Raw genomic sequence first — 17,330 nt, forward strand, 5'->3', positions numbered from 1 at the left:
GGTGCCGACGATGACCGTCAACGGGCTGCGCACGAACGTGCAGCTCGTGCCCGGCGGGGGCACGGAGACCGTGGTGTTCCTGCACGGGATGGGCACCGACAGCCTGGCGAGTTTCTACCTCACGCTGGCCCCGCCGGTCGCCGCCGCCGGGGTGGACGTGATCAGCTACGACCTGCGCGGGCACGGCAAGACCGAACGCCCCGAGCGCGGGTACACGATCGCGGACTTCGTCGCCGACCTCGACGACCTGCTGGACCAGCTCGACCTCGACCGGCCCGTTCACTTGGTGGGCAACAGTTTCGGCGGGACCCTCGCGTACAGCTACGCGGTGGCGAAACCGGAGCGGGTGCGCAGCATCGTGTGCATCGAGTCGGAGCCCGCGACCGAACTGTGGGCGGGCAAGATGGCGCAGATCCTCGAACACACCGTGCGCTTCTTGAAGGTCGAGGAGAGCTACGAGTGGATCGAGGCCAACTACAGCGCCCATCACCGGCGGCTCGCGAGAATGGCTGCCGAGCGGATCATGGCGACGTCGATGGCCGAGGAGGTCCCGCTCGGTCCGTTGCTGACCCTGGAGCAGGTGGCCGGGATCGACTGCCCCGTACTGTCCATTTTGGGCAGTCACGGCTATCAGGCCGACGATCTCGACGCGCTGACGTCCTTGCTGCCCCGCGGCGAGTTGCACGTGTTCGAGGGGCAGGGGCATTCGGTGCTCGTCGAACAGCATCGTGAGGTGCGGCAGCTGCTGCTGAACTGGATCTCCCGGCACGGGAGGCCACGCGGATGAGCAGGTTCCTGCTGGTCGTCCCGCCGCTCACCGGGCACGTGGCGCCGTTGCGCGCGGTGGCCGCCGAGCTGGTGGGGCGCGGTCACGACGTCGCCTGGTGCGGGCCGGAACCCACGACGTCGGAACTTACGCGGGCGGGCCGGGTGTACCCGGCGGGGGACGCGCTGGAGTTCGCCGTGGAGCGCCGCCCAGAGGGGCTGCGCGGGTTCGCGGCGCTGAAGTTCCTGTGGGAGCAGTACCTGATCCCGCTCGCGGACGCGATGGTCCCCGGGGTCGAGAAAGCGGTGGCCGCCTTCCGGCCCGACGTCGTGATCTCCGATCAGCAGGCCTTCGCGGGCGCCCTGGTGGCGAGCCGCCGGGGCCTGCCGTGGGTGACCTCGGCATCGACGTCGACCGAACTCGGCGATCCGCTGGCCGCCATGCCGAAGATCGCCGCCTGGGTCGGCAAACTGCAGGAGGACCTCCGTACCCGGCACAAGGTGTCCGGCGGCGACCTGCGGTTCTCGCCGGAGCTGGTGCTGGCCTTCACCACCGTTTCCCTGACGGGGCCGATCGCCGACGCCGGCGCGGTCCGGTTCGTCGGCCCGGCGCTGGCTCCCGCGCCCCCGGTCGGGTTCTCGTGGGACAGGCTCGACGGGCGCCCGCTCGTGCTCGCCACCCTCGGCACCGCCAACGCCGCCCTCGGCCGCCGCTTCCTGTCCGAATGCGTCGACGCCCTCGCCGGGATGCCCGGGGTCCAAGGCCTGGTCGTCGACCCCACCGGCGAACTCCTCAGCGACGAAGTGCTGATCGCCAAACGGATCCCGCAGGCGGAGGTGGTGCGGAAGGCGTCGGCGGTGATCTGCCACGGCGGGCACAACACCGTCAGCGAGACCCTCGCTTCCGGGCTGCCGCTGGTCATCGCGCCGATCCGGGACGACCAGTCGATGCTGGCCCGGCAGGTCGAGACGGCGGGCGCGGGGCTGCGGCTGCGCTTCGACCGCGTGAAGGCGCCGGACATCCGCGGCACCGTCACCGAAGTGCTCACCGAGCCCGCCTACGCCGCGGCGGCCGCGCGGGTGCGGGCCTCGTTCGCGGCGGCCGGGGGAGTCGTGGCCGCCGCGGACCACCTGGAGTCCCTGCCACGCTGAACCTCCACGTGTGACCCGGTGGGCGACACGCGTGACTGGGTGGGCGACACGCGTGACTGGGTGGGCGACACGCGTGATCAGATGGACGACACGGCCGTGACCTGAGTCGGCCGAGTGTCGTCCGTCTGATCACGAGTGTTCGCGGGTTTGGGCGCTCACCGTGACGGAGTCTCCCGGGGTGAGCGGAAGGTCCGAGCCGCGATCCACCCGCCGGCCAGCGCCGCCACGGCCGCGATCGCGAGCGACACGGGGATCGACCAGCCCGACGGCCGTCCCAACGCCAGAGCCCGAGTCGCGTCGATCGCGTAGGTCAGCGGGTTGAGCGCCGAAACCACCCGCAGCCAAGTCGGCATGGTCTCGAGCGGCATGTACGCGCTGGAGGAGAACATCAGCGGGAACATGACCACGAAGGACGCCATCTGCAGCGTCTCGGCTTTGCGCAGCCAGGTCGTGATCGCGACGAAGATCCAGCTCAGGCACCAGCCGACGACGAGCGTGAGCAGAAGTGCCGCGGTGACCCCGAAAACGCCACCGGTCGGCCGGAAACCGAGCAGCACCACGCTGGCGACCGTGGTCACCAGCAGTTGGACGCCGAGCCGGGCGGAGTCGGAGATGGTGCGGGCCACCAGGACGGCCGAAAGGCTGATGGGCATGCACCGGAGACGTCCGGTGAATCCACTGTAGATCTCCGCGAGCAGGCCGGCGCCCGAGCTCATCGCCGTGGTCATCGCGATGTTCACCAGCGTCGCCGGGACGAGGAAGTTCACGTACCCCTCGTAGGCCGCGACACCGGGCAGCGTGCTGACCCCGGTGAACACCTGGCTGAACAGCAGAAGCAGCACGATCGGCTGCAGCAGCCCGAAGAACACCAGCCGCCGGTCGCCGAACGCCGTCTTCAGCGATCGGACGGCGAGCACCCGGACCTGGGTGGTGAAGGTGCTCGACGGCCAGGTCGCCGGATCGGTCAGCACCGGGGCGGACGGCGCGCGGTGCCGTGCCTCGGTCATCCCCGCACCGCCGGATTCCGGTGCAGGGAAAGGTAGACGTCGTCGAGCGTCGGTTCCGCGACGGTGAGGTCCTTCATCGGCGCGCCCGCCGCGTCGAGCGCCCGGACCAGCACCGTGATGTCGGAGGGCCCGGACAGCGCGACGCCGATCACCAGCCCGGAGGCCGACGGCGTGCAGCTCATGCCGAGTCTGTGCACCGCGGCCAGTGCGCGGCGGGCGGCGAGGTCGGTGCCGAAGGTCAGGGTCGCGGTCCGTTCCCCGAGCCGGGCCTTCAGTTCCGACGGCCGTCCGGAAACCGTGACGTGCCCCAGCCCCAGCACGATGACGTGATCCGCCAGCCTGTCCGCCTCCTCGAGGTACTGCGTGGTGAGCACGACGGTGGTGCCGCGCGCGGCGAGCCGTTCGACGCCGTCCCAAAGGCCTGCGCGGCTCAGCGGGTCGAGGCCGGTCGTCGGTTCGTCGAGGAACAGGACGTCGGGGGAGCCGACGAGCCCAGCGGCGAGATCGAGCCGCCGACGCATCCCGCCGGAGTACGTGCGCGCGGGCCTGTCCGCCGCGTCGTCGAGCCCGAACATGGCGAGCAGTTCGGCCGCGCGGGCCCTGGCCTGGCCCCGGTTGGCGCCCAGCAACCGGGCGACGAGTTCGAGGTTGCCACGGCCGGAGAGCGCGTCGTCCACCGCCGCGAACTGGCCGGTGACCCCGATCCGCCGCCGGACGTGATGCCCGGCCCGGACGACGTCGAAACCGCAGACCTTGGCGCTACCGCCGCTTGGTTTGACGCGGGTGCTGAGGATGTCGATCAGCGTCGTCTTGCCCGCGCCGTTGTGTCCCAGCACCGCGAGCACGGTGCCGCGGCCGACACGAAGACTGACGCCGGCGAGTGCCGTCACGTCACCGTAGTGCTTGGCGAGGCCGGTCACCTCGATGGCAGCCTGCTCCATTCGCCGAACGTAGCGGGACTTTCGGCACGACCGCAATGAACACACGCGGACTCCGGACGCGCGTGACAGTTTCGCGCCCGCTGTTGTCGACGAGGGTGACAAAAGCGATTTCGCGCGGAGCGTTCGTGCCAGTTAATCAGTCACCCGATCCCACCGGCATGACAAACGGATTCGGTGTCCTTGCCGGTGTGGAGGGGCGCAGGTAATTTACCGCTTCTGTGTCCGCGCTGTTTCAGCCGTGTCACGCAATTTCTCCGATTCCCCGGGAGTGACCGTTGTGAAGTTCCCACTGAAGAAACTGAAGTCGAAAAGATCCGTGCAAGCCTTGGCCGCCGCGACGGTGGCCGCCGTCGCGGCCACCCTGGGCGTCGTCGGCGCGGGCTTGAGCGAAGCGGCACCCGCGTCGCTGACGCTGAAGTACACCTGTCCGTTCCCGCTGATCGGCGACCAGACCCTGGTCGTGAAGATCGACACCGTCCTGCCGGACGACGCCGTCGCCGGGAAGACCTCCACCCCGATCACGTTCGACGTCGACGTCACCGTCCCGGCCGACGCGACCTCGGGGCTTTCGCTCGTCGGCGCCACCACCGTCGAGGGCAGCGCCAAGGCGGGCGCGGTGCTGAAGTACCCGGTCGACAAGACGCTGAACCTCGGTCTGCCGCTGGCCATCCCGGTCACGCCGGTGCCGGAGTCGGGCGAGTTCCACGTCAAGACGAGCGGCAAGGCGCCTGCGGTCACGTTCCCCAGCCCGGGCACCGCTTCGGTGACTGTCGGGAACTTCAGCACCACCATGACGCCGAAGAACGCGCAGGGCCAGCCGACCGACCTCGGCACGTTCACTTCGGACTGCGTCGTCCAGCCGGGACAGAACCAGCAGCTGGGGACGTTCGAGGTCAAGCCCGCCGGCGGTGGCACGACGACGCCGACCACCCCGACGACGACGCCCACGACCCCCACGACGCCGACCACGGAGCCGACTCCCACGACGGAGCCGACCCCGACGACTGAGCCCACTCCGACGACTCAGCCGACTCCGACCACCGAGCCGACGCCGACGACTCAGCCGACCCCGACGACGGAACCGACTCCCACCACGGAGCCCACTCCGACCACGGAGCCGACGCCGACGACCGAGCCCACTCCGACCACCCAACCGACTCCGACCACGGAGCCGACGCCGACAACGCAGCCGACGCCGACCACTGAGCCGACCCCCACGACTCAGCCGACGCCGACCACGGAACCGACTCCCACGACCGAGCCGTCTCCGACGCCGACGACCCAGCCGACTCCCACCACGGAGCCGACGCCGACGACCCAGCCGACGACTCCGACGACCGCGCCGACCACCACGACGACGCAGCCGCCGGGCGACACCCAGATCACCTACGGGGTCAAGGGCAAGACCACCATCGCGGGGCTGAACGCGAGGCTCCCGCTCGGCCCTGGTGAGTTCACCGCGAAGCTGAACGCGCAGTCGGGCAAGTTCACCGGCCGGCTCTCGCTGCCGCCGTCGAACGTGCAGTTCCGCTTCCTGGGCTTCTTCCCGGCCTCGGCGACGGTGAAGATCAACCAGGTCGGCGACGTGACGGGCACCGTCAACGCCGGTGCGGTGAAGGCCGACACGAAGGCCGACGTCAAGCTTCTCGCGGTGCGGCTGTTCGGCTTCCCGATCGTGGCGAGTTCGACGTGCAAGACGGCTCAGCCCGCCGATATCCCGCTGGTTTCGTCGCACGGCTTCAACCCGTTGAAGGGTGGCAAGCTGACGGCCGAATACAGGCTGCCGCAGTTCCGCGGCTGTGGCCTGCTGACGCCGTTGATCAGCGCGATGGCCTCCGGGGACGGGAACAGCCTGGAGATCAACCTCACCAAAAAGTAGTCCCAGTCTGAAGTAGCGCAAGTCTCGTGAGTGGTAATGACGGTTGGAATCGTCATTACCACTCACGAGACACAACGCGAAACAGTTACGTCCATAACAACATTTCCGCGTCGCAGATCCTCCATTCCCGAGTTACTTGTCTCTCGGTACGTCCGCAAGTAGCGTGCTCACGAGTTGGCCGTTCGGCCGGAGAAGTCGAAGTGAGGAAGCCCGAATGTCAGTGATGACCGGGCGCGTTCCGCGCGCCTTCCTGCTCCCGGCGGTGCTGGGGCTGGGGGCGCTTTCCTTGGCTTCCGCCTCCGCCGAGCCCGCGCCCATGACCGCCTCCACACAGCAGGCCGAAGCCGAACCGGTGGCAGCCGCCGCGGCCGGTCTGCCGTTCGGTTTCTACGTCGGCGACGAGAAGCAGGCCACGACGAGCCATGTCGCCAAACTCGGCTCGGACATCACGTTCCCGCAGGGCCGGTTCGGCGGCTCGCTCCTCGGCCTGTCGGGCAAGGTGCCGATCACCGGCAAGCTCGTCATCCCGTCGACGTCGAGCTACTTCGTGTCCTTCCGGTTCATGCCCGCCACCGGCACGGTCGAGCTGATCCCGGACGGCGACGCCACCGGGACGGTCGAGGTGAAGACCGGCGCCACCACCAACTGCAAGGCCGTCGGCACCAACCTGTGCGGCGATTCCGACGTCACCAACAAGGTGTTCATCAAGCTCTCGAACGTCAAAGTGGACGGCAAGGTCCTCGACGTCGGCCCGAACTGCCGGACGGCGCAGTCGGTCGCGGTGAACATCAAAGCGTTGATGCCGCTCGGATTCCCCGCCCCGTCGGTCAAGGCGACCAGCACCTTCTCGACACCGGGCTTCACCGGATGCGGTGTCCGTGAGGACCTGAGCCCGCTGCTCACGGGCCTGGTTTCCGGCCCTGGCAACACCTTGGTCACCAACCTCAAGCTGCGGTGCGTCGGCTCGGGCCCGCCCCCCAACGGATGCGGAGCCTGACGATGACCAATCCCGTCGCCCTGCTCGCCCGCGCGCCGGAGAAGGCCGCCGCGGGGCTGCGCGAATTCGGCCGCATGTGCGCCATGGGGCTCGACGTCATCCTCGCGATGTTCCGCCGTCCGGTGCAGGTCCGGGAGTTCGTCCAGCAGTTCTGGTTCATCGCCAGCGTTTCGATCACGCCGGCGATCCTCGTGTCGATCCCGTTCGGCGCGGTCATCTCGCTGCAACTCGGTTCGCTCACGAGCCAGATCGGCGCGCAGCAGTTCAACGGCGCCGCGAGCGTCCTGGCGGTCGTGCAGCAGGCCAGCCCGATCGTGACGACGCTGATCATCGCGGGCGCGGGCGGTTCGGCGATCTGCGCGGACCTCGGCGCCCGCTCCATCCGCGAGGAGATCGACGCGATGGAGGTACTCGGCGTCTCGCCGATCCACCGGCTGATCGTCCCCCGGGTGCAGGCCGCCATCGGGGTTTCGTTACTGCTCAACGGTTTGGTCAGCGTCGTCGGCGTGCTGGGCGGCTACTTCTTCAACGTCATCGTGCAGGGCGGCACGCCGGGCGCGTACCTCGCGAGCTTCAACGCCCTGGCCCAGCTGCCCGACCTCGTCGTCAGCTCGATCAAGGCGTTCATCTTCGGTTTCCTCGCCGGTGTCGTCGCGGCCTACCGCGGCCTGAACCCCAGAGGTGGCCCCAAAGGCGTCGGCGACGTCGTCAACCAGTCGGTGGTGATCACGTTCCTGCTCCTGTTCTTCGTCAACACGATCCTGACCGCGCTGTATCTGCAGCTCGTCCCCGCGAAGGGAACCTGATCCCGTGACCAGCGTCCCCGAACGGGCCCGCGAGGCGTTCAAACGCCCCGGCAACAGTCTTTTCGAGCTGGGCGACCAGTTGCTGTTCTACGTCCGCGCGCTCGCGGCGATCCCGATGACCGTCACCCGCTACTTCCGCGAAGTGGTGCGCCTGCTCGCCGAGGTGACCTTCGGCAGCGGGGCGCTCGCGGTGATCGGCGGCACCGTCGGCGTGATGGTCGGCCTGTGCGTGTTCACCGGGATCACGGTGGGGTTGCAGGGTTTCAGCGCGCTGAACCAGATCAACATCTCCGCGATGACCGGTTTCCTCACCGCGTACTTCAACACCCGGGAGATCGCGCCGCTCTCGGCGGGGCTCGCGTTGTCCGCGACGGTCGGCGCCGGCTTCACCGCGCAGCTGGGTGCCATGCGGATCTCCGAGGAGATCGACGCGCTCGAAGTGATGGCCGTGCGCAGCATGCCGTACCTCGTCACCACCCGGATCGTGGCCGGGTTCATCGCGATCATCCCGCTCTACGTGATCGGCCTGCTGATCTCCTACCTCGGTTCGCGGGTGACCACGGTCGTCTTCTTCGGGCAGTCCGGCGGAACCTACGACCACTACTTCTCGCTGTTCTTGCCTCCGGAAGACGTTCTGTGGTCGTTCGGCAAGGTGCTCGTGTTCAGCGTCGGCGTCATCCTCACGCACTGCTTCTACGGCTACCGCGCGGCAGGCGGCCCGGCGGGCGTCGGGGTCGCGGTCGGCCGCGCCGTGCGGACGTCGATCGTGCTGATCAGCGTGCTCGATCTGTTCCTCAGCCTGGCGATCTGGGGCGCCACCACGACGGTGAAGGTCTCCGGATGACCGCGCGGGCGCGGACGCAGGCCGCCGGGGTGATCTTCCTCGTCATCCTGGTGCTGCTCGGCTGGGTCGCCGTCGCCATCTTCAACAAGGACTTCGACCGCGCGGAACTGGTCACGCTCAAGGCCGACCGGGTCGGCAACCAACTGGCCCCGCCCGCCGAGGTCAAGGTCCGAGGCGTCCCGTTCGGCGAGGTCCGGGCGGTCCGGGGCAGCGCGGACGGCGCGGAGATCGACCTCGCGATCGACCCGGCGAAGATCGATCAGCTGCCGCGCAACGTCTCGGCCCGGCTCCTGCCGAAGACCGTGTTCGGCGAGCGCTACGTCAACCTCGTGCTCCCCGACCGGCCCGCCGGCGGCTCGCTTCGGGACGGTGACGTCATCGGCCAGGACCGGTCGGCCAACGCGATCGAACTGGAACGCGTCCTCGGCGATCTGCTGCCCCTGCTGCGGGCGGTGCAGCCGCAGAAGCTCAACAGTTCGCTCGGCGCGATCTCGCTCGCGCTCGACAATCGCGGGAAATCCCTGGGGGACAGCATCGTTCAGCTCAACGACCTCCTCGGCCAGGTGAATCCGCTGATGCCGCAGTTCAAGGCGGACATCAGCGGTCTCGCCGACGTGGCCGATCTCTACACCGGCGCGGCACCGGACATCCTCAAGGCCCTCTCGGATCTCTCCACGACGGCGAAGACCATTGTGGACACTCGCGCGGACCTCGACAAGCTGTACGCCGGCGTCACCACCGCGAGCGGTGATCTGAACAAGTTCCTGGTGCAGAACAAGGACAACATCATCGGCGTAAGCGTGAAGAGCAGGCCGACGCTGGAACTGCTTTCGCGCTATTCGCCCGAGTTCCCGTGCCTGTTCGACGCGGTGAACCGGCTCAAGCCGGTGATGGAGAAGGCTTTGGGCAAGGGCACCGGCGAGCCGGGGCTGCACGTGACGTTGTCCGTCCACGACCCGCGCGACAAGTACGTGCCGGGCCGGGACGACCCGCGGTTCGACCAGAAAGGCGGTCCGCGGTGCTACGGCGGGGGTAACACTTCGGCGGCGGTCTCCTTCGCCGCCGATGGGGACCTCGGCCCGGCCAATTCGAAGGGGGAGCGAGGGCTGGTCGCCGAACTGCTGGCGCCGTCGCTCGGGATGAAACCGGCCGAGGTCCCGGACTGGAGCAGCGTGCTCGTGGGCCCGGCCTTGCGCGGAACGGAGGTGACCGTCCGATGAGGAGTGTGCTGGGCCCGGCGATCAAGGGCCTGATCTTCTTCGTGATCACCGCGGTGGCGACCGGGATCCTCGCGATCACCATCGCCAACTCCGGGGTGGGCACGACGGTCGGCTACACCGCCAGATTCACCGACGCGACCTCGGTCAACCCCGGGGACGAGGTCCGGATGTCCGGTGTCCGGATCGGCCAGGTGGACTCCATCGGCGTGGTCGAGCGGCGCCTGGCGGACGTGCGGTTCTCGATCGAGAACAAGCGCCGTCTCACTTCCGGGGCCACGGTCACCATCAGGTACCGCAACCTCGTCGGCCAGCGGTACCTCTCCATCGACCCCGGTCCCGACGGCCCGGCGGCCCTGACCGAGGGTGCGCTGATCCCGCCGGAGCGCACGACTCCGGCACTGGATCTCACCGCCTTGTTCAACGGGTTCAAACCGCTGTTCCAGGCGCTGTCGCCGAACGACGTCAACCAGCTGTCGTTCGAGATCGTCCAGGTGCTGCAAGGGGAGGGGAGCACCATCGACAGCTTGCTGGAGCACACCGCGTCGCTCACGAACACCTTGGCGGGCAAGGACGAGGTGATCGGCCAGGTGGTCGGGAACCTCAACACGGTGCTCGACACGCTGAACTCCCAGGGCGACCAGTTCGACAAGCTCGTCGATGTCACCGCGCAGCTGGTCTCCGGGCTCGCCGGCGACGCGAAGCCCATCGGGCAGGCGATCGGCGGGCTCGGCGAGCTCACCACGTCCACCGCGGACCTGCTCCAGGACGGCCGCGCGCCGTTGAAGGCGAGCATCAACACCCTCGGCGACCTGTCGAAGAACCTCGCCGACAACACCCCGGTGTTCGAACAGTTCCTCACGAACCTCCCCAAGAAGCTGGACCGTATGGGCGCGATGGTCTCCTACGGTTCCTGGTTCAACTTCTACCTGTGCTCGGTCAAATCCGACGCGCCGCCCGCTCCGGGCGGGCCGCCGGTCGGCATCCCGCTGACCCAGGGACGGTGCCGGTGAAAGCGCCCAGGATCAAACCCTTCCGCAGCCGCAACCCGATCGTGGTGGGCACCATCACGGCCGTGCTGATGGCGGCGGCCGGCTCGGCGGTGTTCTTCTCCGACGATCTCCCGCTGGTCGGCGGCGGGACCACCTACGCGGCGGAGTTCACCGAGGCCGCCGGGCTGAAACGCAACGACGAGGTCCGGGTCGCCGGGGTGAAGGTCGGCGAGGTCTCCGACGTCCTGCTGGACGGCGCCCGCGTCAAGGTCCTGTTCCGGGTCAAGGACACCTGGATCGGCAACCGCACCACCGCCGCGATCAAGATCAAGACCCTGCTGGGGCAGAAGAACCTGGTCATCGACCCGGTCGGCAACGCCGAACTGGATCCGGACCAGCCGATCCCGGTGGAACGCACGAGCTCGCCCTACGACGTCACCGCGGTGTTCAACGACCTCGCGAACACGGTGGGGGCGATCGACACCGATCAGCTGGCGAAGGCGTTCGGAACGATGTCCGAAACGCTCGGTGCCTCCACACCCCAGGACGTCCGGACCGCCTTCGACGGCATCACCGCGCTGTCCAAGACGCTCGCCTCACGCGACGAGGAACTGGTGAAGCTCTTCCAGAACACGAACAAGGTGTCCCAGACGCTCGGTGACCGGTCGCAGCAGATCGAGGCGCTGATCCGCGACGGCAACACCCTCCTCACCGAGCTGAACGCGCGCAAGGACGCCATCGCGAAGCTGTTCAGCGGCGTGAAGAACCTGTCGGTGCAGCTCAAGGGACTCGTCGCGGACAACCAGAAGACGCTCGGCCCCGCGCTCGACCAGCTCGATCGCGTCGCCACCGTGCTGCAGCGCAACCAGGACAAGCTCAACGAGAGCCTGCGGCTGGCCGGGCCCTTCTACCGGCTGCTCGGCAACGCCGTCGGCAACGGCCGCTGGATCGACACCTACATCTGCGGGCTCGTCCCGACCGGCGGCACGCCGGGCAGCTGCATGCCGTCGAGGAACGGGGGACGCTGATGGGGCGCCACTTCACGCTGTCCGATCTCGGGGCCACCGCACGGCGGCGGGCCTGGATACGGCGGCTCGCGCTCGCCGTCGTCGCGGGACTGCTCGTGACGGCGGCCTGGCCGCTGGTGACCAAGCAGGCCGACCGCGTCCTGACCGGGTATTTCACCGCGACCGTCGGGGTGTACCCGAACACCGAGGTCCGCGTGCTCGGGGTCCCGATCGGCTCGGTGACCAAGGTCGAGCCGAAGGCCACGAACGTCGAGGTGACCATGTCGGTGCGGCCGGACGTCAAACTGCCCGCCGACGTCGGCGCCGTCGTGATCACCCCGAGCCTGGTCGCCGACCGGTACGTGCAGCTCACCCCGGTGTACCTCGGCGGGCCGGAACTGGGCGGCGACGCCCGGATCCCGCCCGAGCGCACCGTCACCCCCGTCGAGGTCGACGAACTCCTCGGCAGCCTCAACCAGCTGATGACCGCGCTGGGGCCGAAGGGCGCCAACCGGGACGGCGCTGTCAGCGACGTCCTGACCAAGGCCGCGGCCTACCTCGACGGCAACGGCGGCAAACTCGGCGACGCGATCAAGAACCTCGGCGAGTTCGCCAGGACGGCGAGCGATTCCAAGGACGACCTGTTCAACTCGGTCGACAACATCAGCAAGTTCACCGCGATGCTCGCCTCGAACGACGGCAAGGTGAAGGAGGCGATCCAGCAGATCTCCTCGATCAGCAAGATCCTGGCCGATCAGCGGGACCAGTTCTCCGGCGCGATGACCGAACTCACCGAGGCGCTCAGCGTGGTCCAGGGCTTCATCAAGGACAACCGGGGCAAGGTGAAGTCCGATGTGGACAAACTCGCCGAGATCACCAAGACGCTCAGCCAGCAGAAGGCGTCGCTGGGCGAGGCACTGGACTCCGCGCCGAACGCGCTGGCGAACGTCCTCGGCGCGTACAACCAGGGTGCCGGAACGCTGGACGGCCGAGGGAACCTCACCGAATTCTCGGGGGCGAAATGAAGTCCCGGCTCAACTGCGCGGCCGTCCTGGCCCTCACGCTGGCCGTGACCGGCTGCAGCAACGGTGTCGACGTCTACGACATCCCGCTGCCCGGCGGCGCTGCGCTCGGTGAACGCCCGATCCACGTCACGGCGAGTTTCAGCAACGTGCTGGATCTCGTGCCGCAGTCCGGGGTGAAGGTCAACGACGTCCCGGTCGGCCAGGTGCGGACGGTCGAACTGGCGCCGGACGGCCGCAGCGCGGTGGTCGGGCTGCTGATCAACGGGGACGTGAACCTGCCGGCCAACGCGATCGCGCGGCTGCGGCAGGCGAGCATCCTCGGCGAGAAGTTCGTCGAGCTCGCGCCGCCCGCCGACGGGACCCCGAGCGGGCGGTTGGCCGACGGTGCGGTGATCCCACTGGCCGGTTCGTCGCTGACCCCGGAGATCGAGGAGGTCTTCGGCGCGCTTTCCTTGCTGCTCAATGGTGGAGGCGTCGCGCAGGTGCAGAACATCACCCGCGAACTCAACGACGCGCTCGGCGGCAAGGAAAGCGCGGCCCGCAGCCTGCTGTCCAATTTGGACACGTTCGTACGCGGGCTCGACGAGCACAAGGCGGAGATCACCCGCGCCATCGAGAGCGTCAACAAGCTCGCGGCGACGCTGAACGCGAACACCGAGGAGATCAAGGCGACGCTGAACGGCCTCACCCCCGGGATCGAGGTGCTGAACGACCAGCGTCAGGCGCTGGTCGGGATGCTGAAGTCGCTGGACGGGCTCACCTCGGTCGCGGTCGACACGGTGAACCGCAGCAAGGACGACCTCGTCGCCGATCTCAAGGCGCTCGAACCGTTGCTGCGGCGGCTGGCCGACTCCGGGGACAGACTGCCGAAGGCGATGGAGATGATCTTCACCTTCCCGTTCCCCGACGCCGCGCTCGAGGCCATCCGCGGTGACTACCTGAACACGTTCCTGACCTTCAAGAACAGTGGTGGCCGCTGATGCTGACCAAGTTCGTCCGTGTCCAGCTGGTGGTCTTCGTGGTCATCGCCGTCCTCGGCACCGCGTACGTCGGCGCGACGTACGCGGGGCTGGACAAGCTGGTACTCGATCGCGGGTACACCGTCAAAGTGCGGCTCGCGACCGGTGGTGGCATCTTCAGCAACGCCGAGGTCACCTACCGGGGCGTGCCGATCGGCCGCGTCGGCGAGCTGCGGCTGACCGCCTCCGGGATGGAGGTGGACCTCGACATCGACCCGGGCGGCCCGGAGGTGCCCGTGGACACCGAAGCCGTCGTGGCCAACCGATCCGCCGTCGGCGAGCAGTACGTCGACCTGCGGCCGCGTCGCGGCGACGGCGCCATGTTGCGGGACGGTTCGGTGATCAGCGAGGCGGACACGAAGATCCCGCTGCCGGTGGACGTCGTCCTGTCCAGTGTGGACTCTTTCGCCAACTCGGTGCCGAAGCCCGCCCTGCGGACCGTCGTCGACGAGCTGTACAACGCGACCTCCGACGCCGGCCCGGCGCTGGACCAGCTCGTCGGACGAGGGATCGAGTTCGTGCGGGAGGCGAGCGCGCACGTCGGCCCGCTGACCAGGTTCGTGACCGACGCGCAGACCGTGCTCGACACGCAGGTTTCGCAGGCGGACGCGATCCGCTCGTTCGGCGCCAACGCGAAACTGCTCGCCGCGACGCTGAAGAGCTCCGACGGCGACCTGCGCCGGCTGATCCCGGCCGTCCCGGCGGCCGCGAACGAGGTCAGCACGCTCCTGCGGGAGACCGGCCCGAGCCTCGGCATCCTGCTGGCGAACCTGCTGACCACCGCGGACGTCATGGAATCGAGGCAGGACGGCATCGAGCAGCTGCTGGTCACCGCGCCGAAGGCGGTCGCGGCGGGCCACGCGATCATGGGGCCGGACGGCGCGCACGTCGGCCTCTCGCTGACGTTCTTCGATCCGCCGCCGTGCGTCACCGGCTACGGCACCGGCTATCGCGACGGACTCGACACGTCGGCGCGTCCGCTGAACACCTCAGCGCGCTGTGCCCTGCCCAAGGGCAATCCCACCAACGTGCGCGGCTCACAGAACGTACCGAAGAGGTGAAGACGATGACTCGACTCGCGGTCCTGCTCGCGGTGGTGGCCACCGCGTTCGCGGCCTGGTTCGGCTACTCGTGGTGGGACGCGAGCCGGGACGACGGCGTCGCGCGGGCCACGGTCCGCGAGGAGGCGTTGCAGGCGGGAAGACAGTCCGTGGCCGCATTGACCACTTTGGACTATCGGCAGGCCGAGCAGGGCTACCAGAGCTGGCTGAACCTGTCCGGCGGCGCGCTGCACGACGAGCTCGCGCGGGACCGGGAAGGCGGGCTCGGCCGGATCGGCCAGGCGAAGACCGTCACCACCGGCCGGGTCGTCGACGCCGCGGTGACCGCGGTGGACAGTGGCGGCGGGACCGCCGAGGTGATCGCTTCGGTCGAACTCGAAGTCCGGCCCGACGGCGGGGAAGCCGTGACCAAGCACAACCGTTTCCGCGCCGGCCTGAACCGGACACCGGACGGGTGGCGCGTCACGTCGCTCGGCCAGGTGCCGGTGACCGACACCGGAAAGCCTTGAGGTGAGGACGGGATGACCACGAAACGGAAACCGGTGCGGCGCACCGTGAAAGTGGCCGGGAAGATGGGCGGGAGCACCCGGGTCCTCGATGCGCCCGAAGAGGTCTCTGAAGACTTGGAGGACTCGTCGGCTCCGGAAGTCTCGGTCGTCGCTCCTGTCCGGCGTCGGGGCGCCGTGGTGTTCGGCGCGGTCGCGGTGGTGATGGCGGGCCTCGCGGGGTGGTTCGCGATCGAAGCGCGGGACGCCACGGCGGTCCTGGCGCACAACACGGCGTTGACCGACGTCGCCACCACCGCGGAGGTGAGCGACCAGATCGGCAAGGCGCTCGGCACGGTCTTCTCCTACCGCTACGACGACCCGGCCAAGAGCGAAAAGGCCGCGAAAGAAGTCCTGACCGGGCCCGCGCTCGGGCAGTACGACCAGCTGTTCGCGCAGGTCCGGGGGCTGGCGGCGGAACAGAAGCTGGTCGTGACGTCGACTCCGGTGGTCTCGGGCGTCAAGCTCCTCGACGGGGATCGGGCGTCGCTGCTGGTGTTCCTGGACCAGACCGGCGTACGCGGGGACGGGCAGCGCAGCTCCGGTGTGGCTCAACTGAGCGTCACCGCCGAACGTTCCGACGGTCACTGGCGCGTGACCGCCCTCGCCGCCGCCTGACCTCCTCCGCATTTCGTCCTCTGAATGCGGGGCGGGGCACCGAACTCGCGTGATCAGACCCGGATCTCGCGTGCTTGGAGGGGAAACTCGCGTGATCAGACGCCGCACACCGAGATCGGCGTCCAGACACGTGAGTTTCCCCTCCAAGCACGCGAGTTCGCCGTCTGATCACGCGAGTTCGCCGTCAGGAGGGGGCGGCCCGGAGGGCCAGGATCATCTCGAACCGCCGCTCGGGATCCCGCAGCCCGTCCGCGAACAGCGCCTCCAGCTCCTGGGCGCGAGAACGCACCGTCTGTGGGTGCACGGCGAGCCGTTCCGCCACCTCGCGGACGTTCCCGCAGGTCTCCAGCCACGCCAGCAGCGTCCCGGCCAGTCGCGAGTGCTGCTTCCCGGTCAACCCGGCCAGCGGACCGAGCCGTTCCCGGACCAGCTCGGCGGCCAGGAACGGTTCCTTGAGCAGCCACAGGCGCGAAAGATGGTCGACGCACCACGTCACGGGCTCGTCGGCGAGCGCGCCGGAATCGACGAGCCGGAGGGCCTCTCGCGCCGCTCGCAGGGAACGGGCCGCGAAAGCGGGTGGGACGGCGGGGCCGATCGCGACCCGCCGGCCTGCCAGTTCTTCGGCGAACTGCGCCCGTTCCTCCGGTAGCGGAGCGGGGAGCAGCAGACAGGGGGACGGGCTTTCGAAGTCGGCCAGCGCGGTCGGAGCGGCCGCCGGAGCCTCGTCCGACGGCGTGTCGAGGGCGACCGCGACGAGCAGGTCCGGCAGCTGCCAGCGCGCCAGTTCGGCGGCGTTTTTGACGACCTCGGGCGGTGACGGCGGTTCGGCGAGCAGGAGCTCCATCAGCCGGTGACGCCGTCGCTCCAGCGCGCCGGCGGCCTTTTCGCGCGCTTCCGCGTGCCCCTCGACCGACAGGGCCGACAGCTCGTCGATGTAGGCGAAGATCGCTTCCGCGAGCAGGCACAGCGTCGCCGAGGGCACACCCGCGCGGCGCCCCGCCTCGGCCACCCGGCGCCAGGTCACCCTGGCGCCGACCCGGTACGCCGCCTGCAGGACATCGACGTTGCGGCCCTGGTGGAACTCCTGGACACCCAGGCTCAGGAACACGGTCCGGCGGTCTTCCGACGGCGCCTCCGGATTCCCGATCCGCTCCACGAACTGCAGGAACGCCATCTGGACGCCGGTCTTGAGCGCTTTCCCGAACGCGCCGTTCAACGGCCGCGCGTAGTCGGGGATGGTCCGCTGGATCTCGCGGACCACCTCCCCGGCCACGTCGGCCAGCACCGGCCGGAACACGGTCGCCAGCTCTCTCGGCAGCAGCGCCCAGAGCTGCACGGGACGCCCGCTCGCCCCGCCCGGCCGAGCGGGCGTGAGGAGCGGGCCGTAAGTCGCCTCGACCCCGCTGCGACCATCCTGCGGTCGGGTCACCTCGTCACCTCGTTGTGAGTGGGAAA

General features: G+C 69.0%; 17 protein-coding genes. 14 read left to right on the top strand and 3 right to left on the bottom strand.

The window, feature by feature from the left end; genetic code table 11:
- Position 1: 1 nt before the first annotated feature.
- Both ACFOSH_RS25130 and ACFOSH_RS25135 read left to right on the top strand, forming a co-directional pair.
- The gene (locus tag ACFOSH_RS25130) at positions 2-787 is read left to right on the top strand and encodes an alpha/beta fold hydrolase (RefSeq protein WP_378241511.1); all 786 of its coding nucleotides are present in this window, start codon (positions 2-4) and stop codon (positions 785-787) included.
- Positions 784-1,917 (top strand): glycosyltransferase, encoded by a 1,134-nt coding sequence (locus tag ACFOSH_RS25135; RefSeq protein ID WP_378241512.1) that lies wholly within the window; start codon positions 784-786, stop codon positions 1,915-1,917. The genes ACFOSH_RS25130 and ACFOSH_RS25135 overlap by 4 nt, the downstream gene beginning before the upstream one ends.
- 155 nt (positions 1,918-2,072) lie before the next feature.
- On the opposite strand, the gene ACFOSH_RS25140 is transcribed toward ACFOSH_RS25135, so the two are convergent.
- Complete coding sequence (locus ACFOSH_RS25140; RefSeq protein ID WP_378241513.1) at positions 2,073-2,924, bottom strand: ABC transporter permease; 852 nt, start codon at positions 2,922-2,924, stop codon at positions 2,073-2,075.
- Positions 2,921-3,865: an ATP-binding cassette domain-containing protein gene (locus tag ACFOSH_RS25145; protein WP_378241514.1), complete on the bottom strand. Its 945-nt coding sequence runs from the start codon at positions 3,863-3,865 to the stop codon at positions 2,921-2,923. Before ACFOSH_RS25145 ends, ACFOSH_RS25140 begins: the two co-directional genes overlap by 4 nt.
- A 277-nt stretch (positions 3,866-4,142) precedes the next feature.
- Between ACFOSH_RS25145 and ACFOSH_RS25150 the strand changes: the two genes are divergently transcribed.
- From ACFOSH_RS25150 to ACFOSH_RS25205, 12 genes are all read left to right on the top strand, one after another.
- On the top strand, positions 4,143-5,744 hold the full coding sequence (locus ACFOSH_RS25150; RefSeq protein ID WP_378241515.1) for a DUF6801 domain-containing protein: 1,602 nt from the start codon (positions 4,143-4,145) through the stop codon (positions 5,742-5,744).
- A 214-nt stretch (positions 5,745-5,958) separates the two neighbouring features.
- Positions 5,959-6,741, top strand: coding sequence for a hypothetical protein (locus ACFOSH_RS25155; RefSeq protein WP_378241516.1), 783 nt, complete (start codon positions 5,959-5,961; stop codon positions 6,739-6,741).
- A gap of 2 nt (positions 6,742-6,743) precedes the next feature.
- Positions 6,744-7,547, top strand: coding sequence for an MlaE family ABC transporter permease (locus tag ACFOSH_RS25160; protein WP_378241517.1), 804 nt, complete (start codon positions 6,744-6,746; stop codon positions 7,545-7,547).
- Between the two features lie 4 nt (positions 7,548-7,551).
- Positions 7,552-8,391: an MlaE family ABC transporter permease gene (locus ACFOSH_RS25165; protein WP_378241518.1), complete on the top strand. Its 840-nt coding sequence runs from the start codon at positions 7,552-7,554 to the stop codon at positions 8,389-8,391.
- Positions 8,388-9,611, top strand: coding sequence for an MCE family protein (locus tag ACFOSH_RS25170; RefSeq protein WP_378241519.1), 1,224 nt, complete (start codon positions 8,388-8,390; stop codon positions 9,609-9,611). The genes ACFOSH_RS25165 and ACFOSH_RS25170 overlap by 4 nt, the downstream gene beginning before the upstream one ends.
- Positions 9,608-10,621 carry an MCE family protein gene (locus tag ACFOSH_RS25175; RefSeq protein WP_378241520.1) on the top strand — a complete coding sequence of 338 codons (1,014 nt, stop codon included), beginning with the start codon at positions 9,608-9,610 and terminating at the stop codon, positions 10,619-10,621. Before ACFOSH_RS25170 ends, ACFOSH_RS25175 begins: the two co-directional genes overlap by 4 nt.
- A complete protein-coding gene (locus ACFOSH_RS25180; protein ID WP_378241521.1) occupies positions 10,612-11,628 on the top strand; it encodes an MCE family protein in 1,017 nt (338 codons plus the stop codon). Before ACFOSH_RS25175 ends, ACFOSH_RS25180 begins: the two co-directional genes overlap by 10 nt.
- Complete coding sequence (locus ACFOSH_RS25185; protein WP_378241522.1) at positions 11,628-12,632, top strand: MCE family protein; 1,005 nt, start codon at positions 11,628-11,630, stop codon at positions 12,630-12,632. Before ACFOSH_RS25180 ends, ACFOSH_RS25185 begins: the two co-directional genes overlap by 1 nt.
- Positions 12,629-13,612 (top strand): MCE family protein, encoded by a 984-nt coding sequence (locus ACFOSH_RS25190; RefSeq protein ID WP_378241523.1) that lies wholly within the window; start codon positions 12,629-12,631, stop codon positions 13,610-13,612. Before ACFOSH_RS25185 ends, ACFOSH_RS25190 begins: the two co-directional genes overlap by 4 nt.
- Positions 13,612-14,712 (top strand): MCE family protein, encoded by a 1,101-nt coding sequence (locus tag ACFOSH_RS25195; RefSeq protein WP_378241524.1) that lies wholly within the window; start codon positions 13,612-13,614, stop codon positions 14,710-14,712. The genes ACFOSH_RS25190 and ACFOSH_RS25195 overlap by 1 nt, the downstream gene beginning before the upstream one ends.
- Positions 14,713-14,717: 5 nt before the next feature.
- Positions 14,718-15,221, top strand: a complete 504-nt coding sequence (locus tag ACFOSH_RS25200) for a hypothetical protein (protein ID WP_378241525.1) — start codon at positions 14,718-14,720, stop codon at positions 15,219-15,221.
- Positions 15,222-15,233: 12 nt separating this feature from the next.
- Positions 15,234-15,875: a hypothetical protein gene (locus ACFOSH_RS25205; protein ID WP_378241526.1), complete on the top strand. Its 642-nt coding sequence runs from the start codon at positions 15,234-15,236 to the stop codon at positions 15,873-15,875.
- A gap of 184 nt (positions 15,876-16,059) precedes the next feature.
- Here the strand turns inward: ACFOSH_RS25205 and ACFOSH_RS25210 are convergent, their stop codons facing one another.
- Entirely contained in the window at positions 16,060-17,304 is a 1,245-nt protein-coding gene (locus tag ACFOSH_RS25210) for a PucR family transcriptional regulator (RefSeq protein ID WP_378241527.1), read from the bottom strand.
- Between the last annotated feature and the right edge of the window lie 26 nt (positions 17,305-17,330).

The sequence above is a fragment of the Amycolatopsis speibonae genome (genome assembly GCF_042647925.1).
GTDB classification, from domain to species: Bacteria; Actinomycetota; Actinomycetes; order Mycobacteriales; family Pseudonocardiaceae; genus Amycolatopsis; species Amycolatopsis speibonae.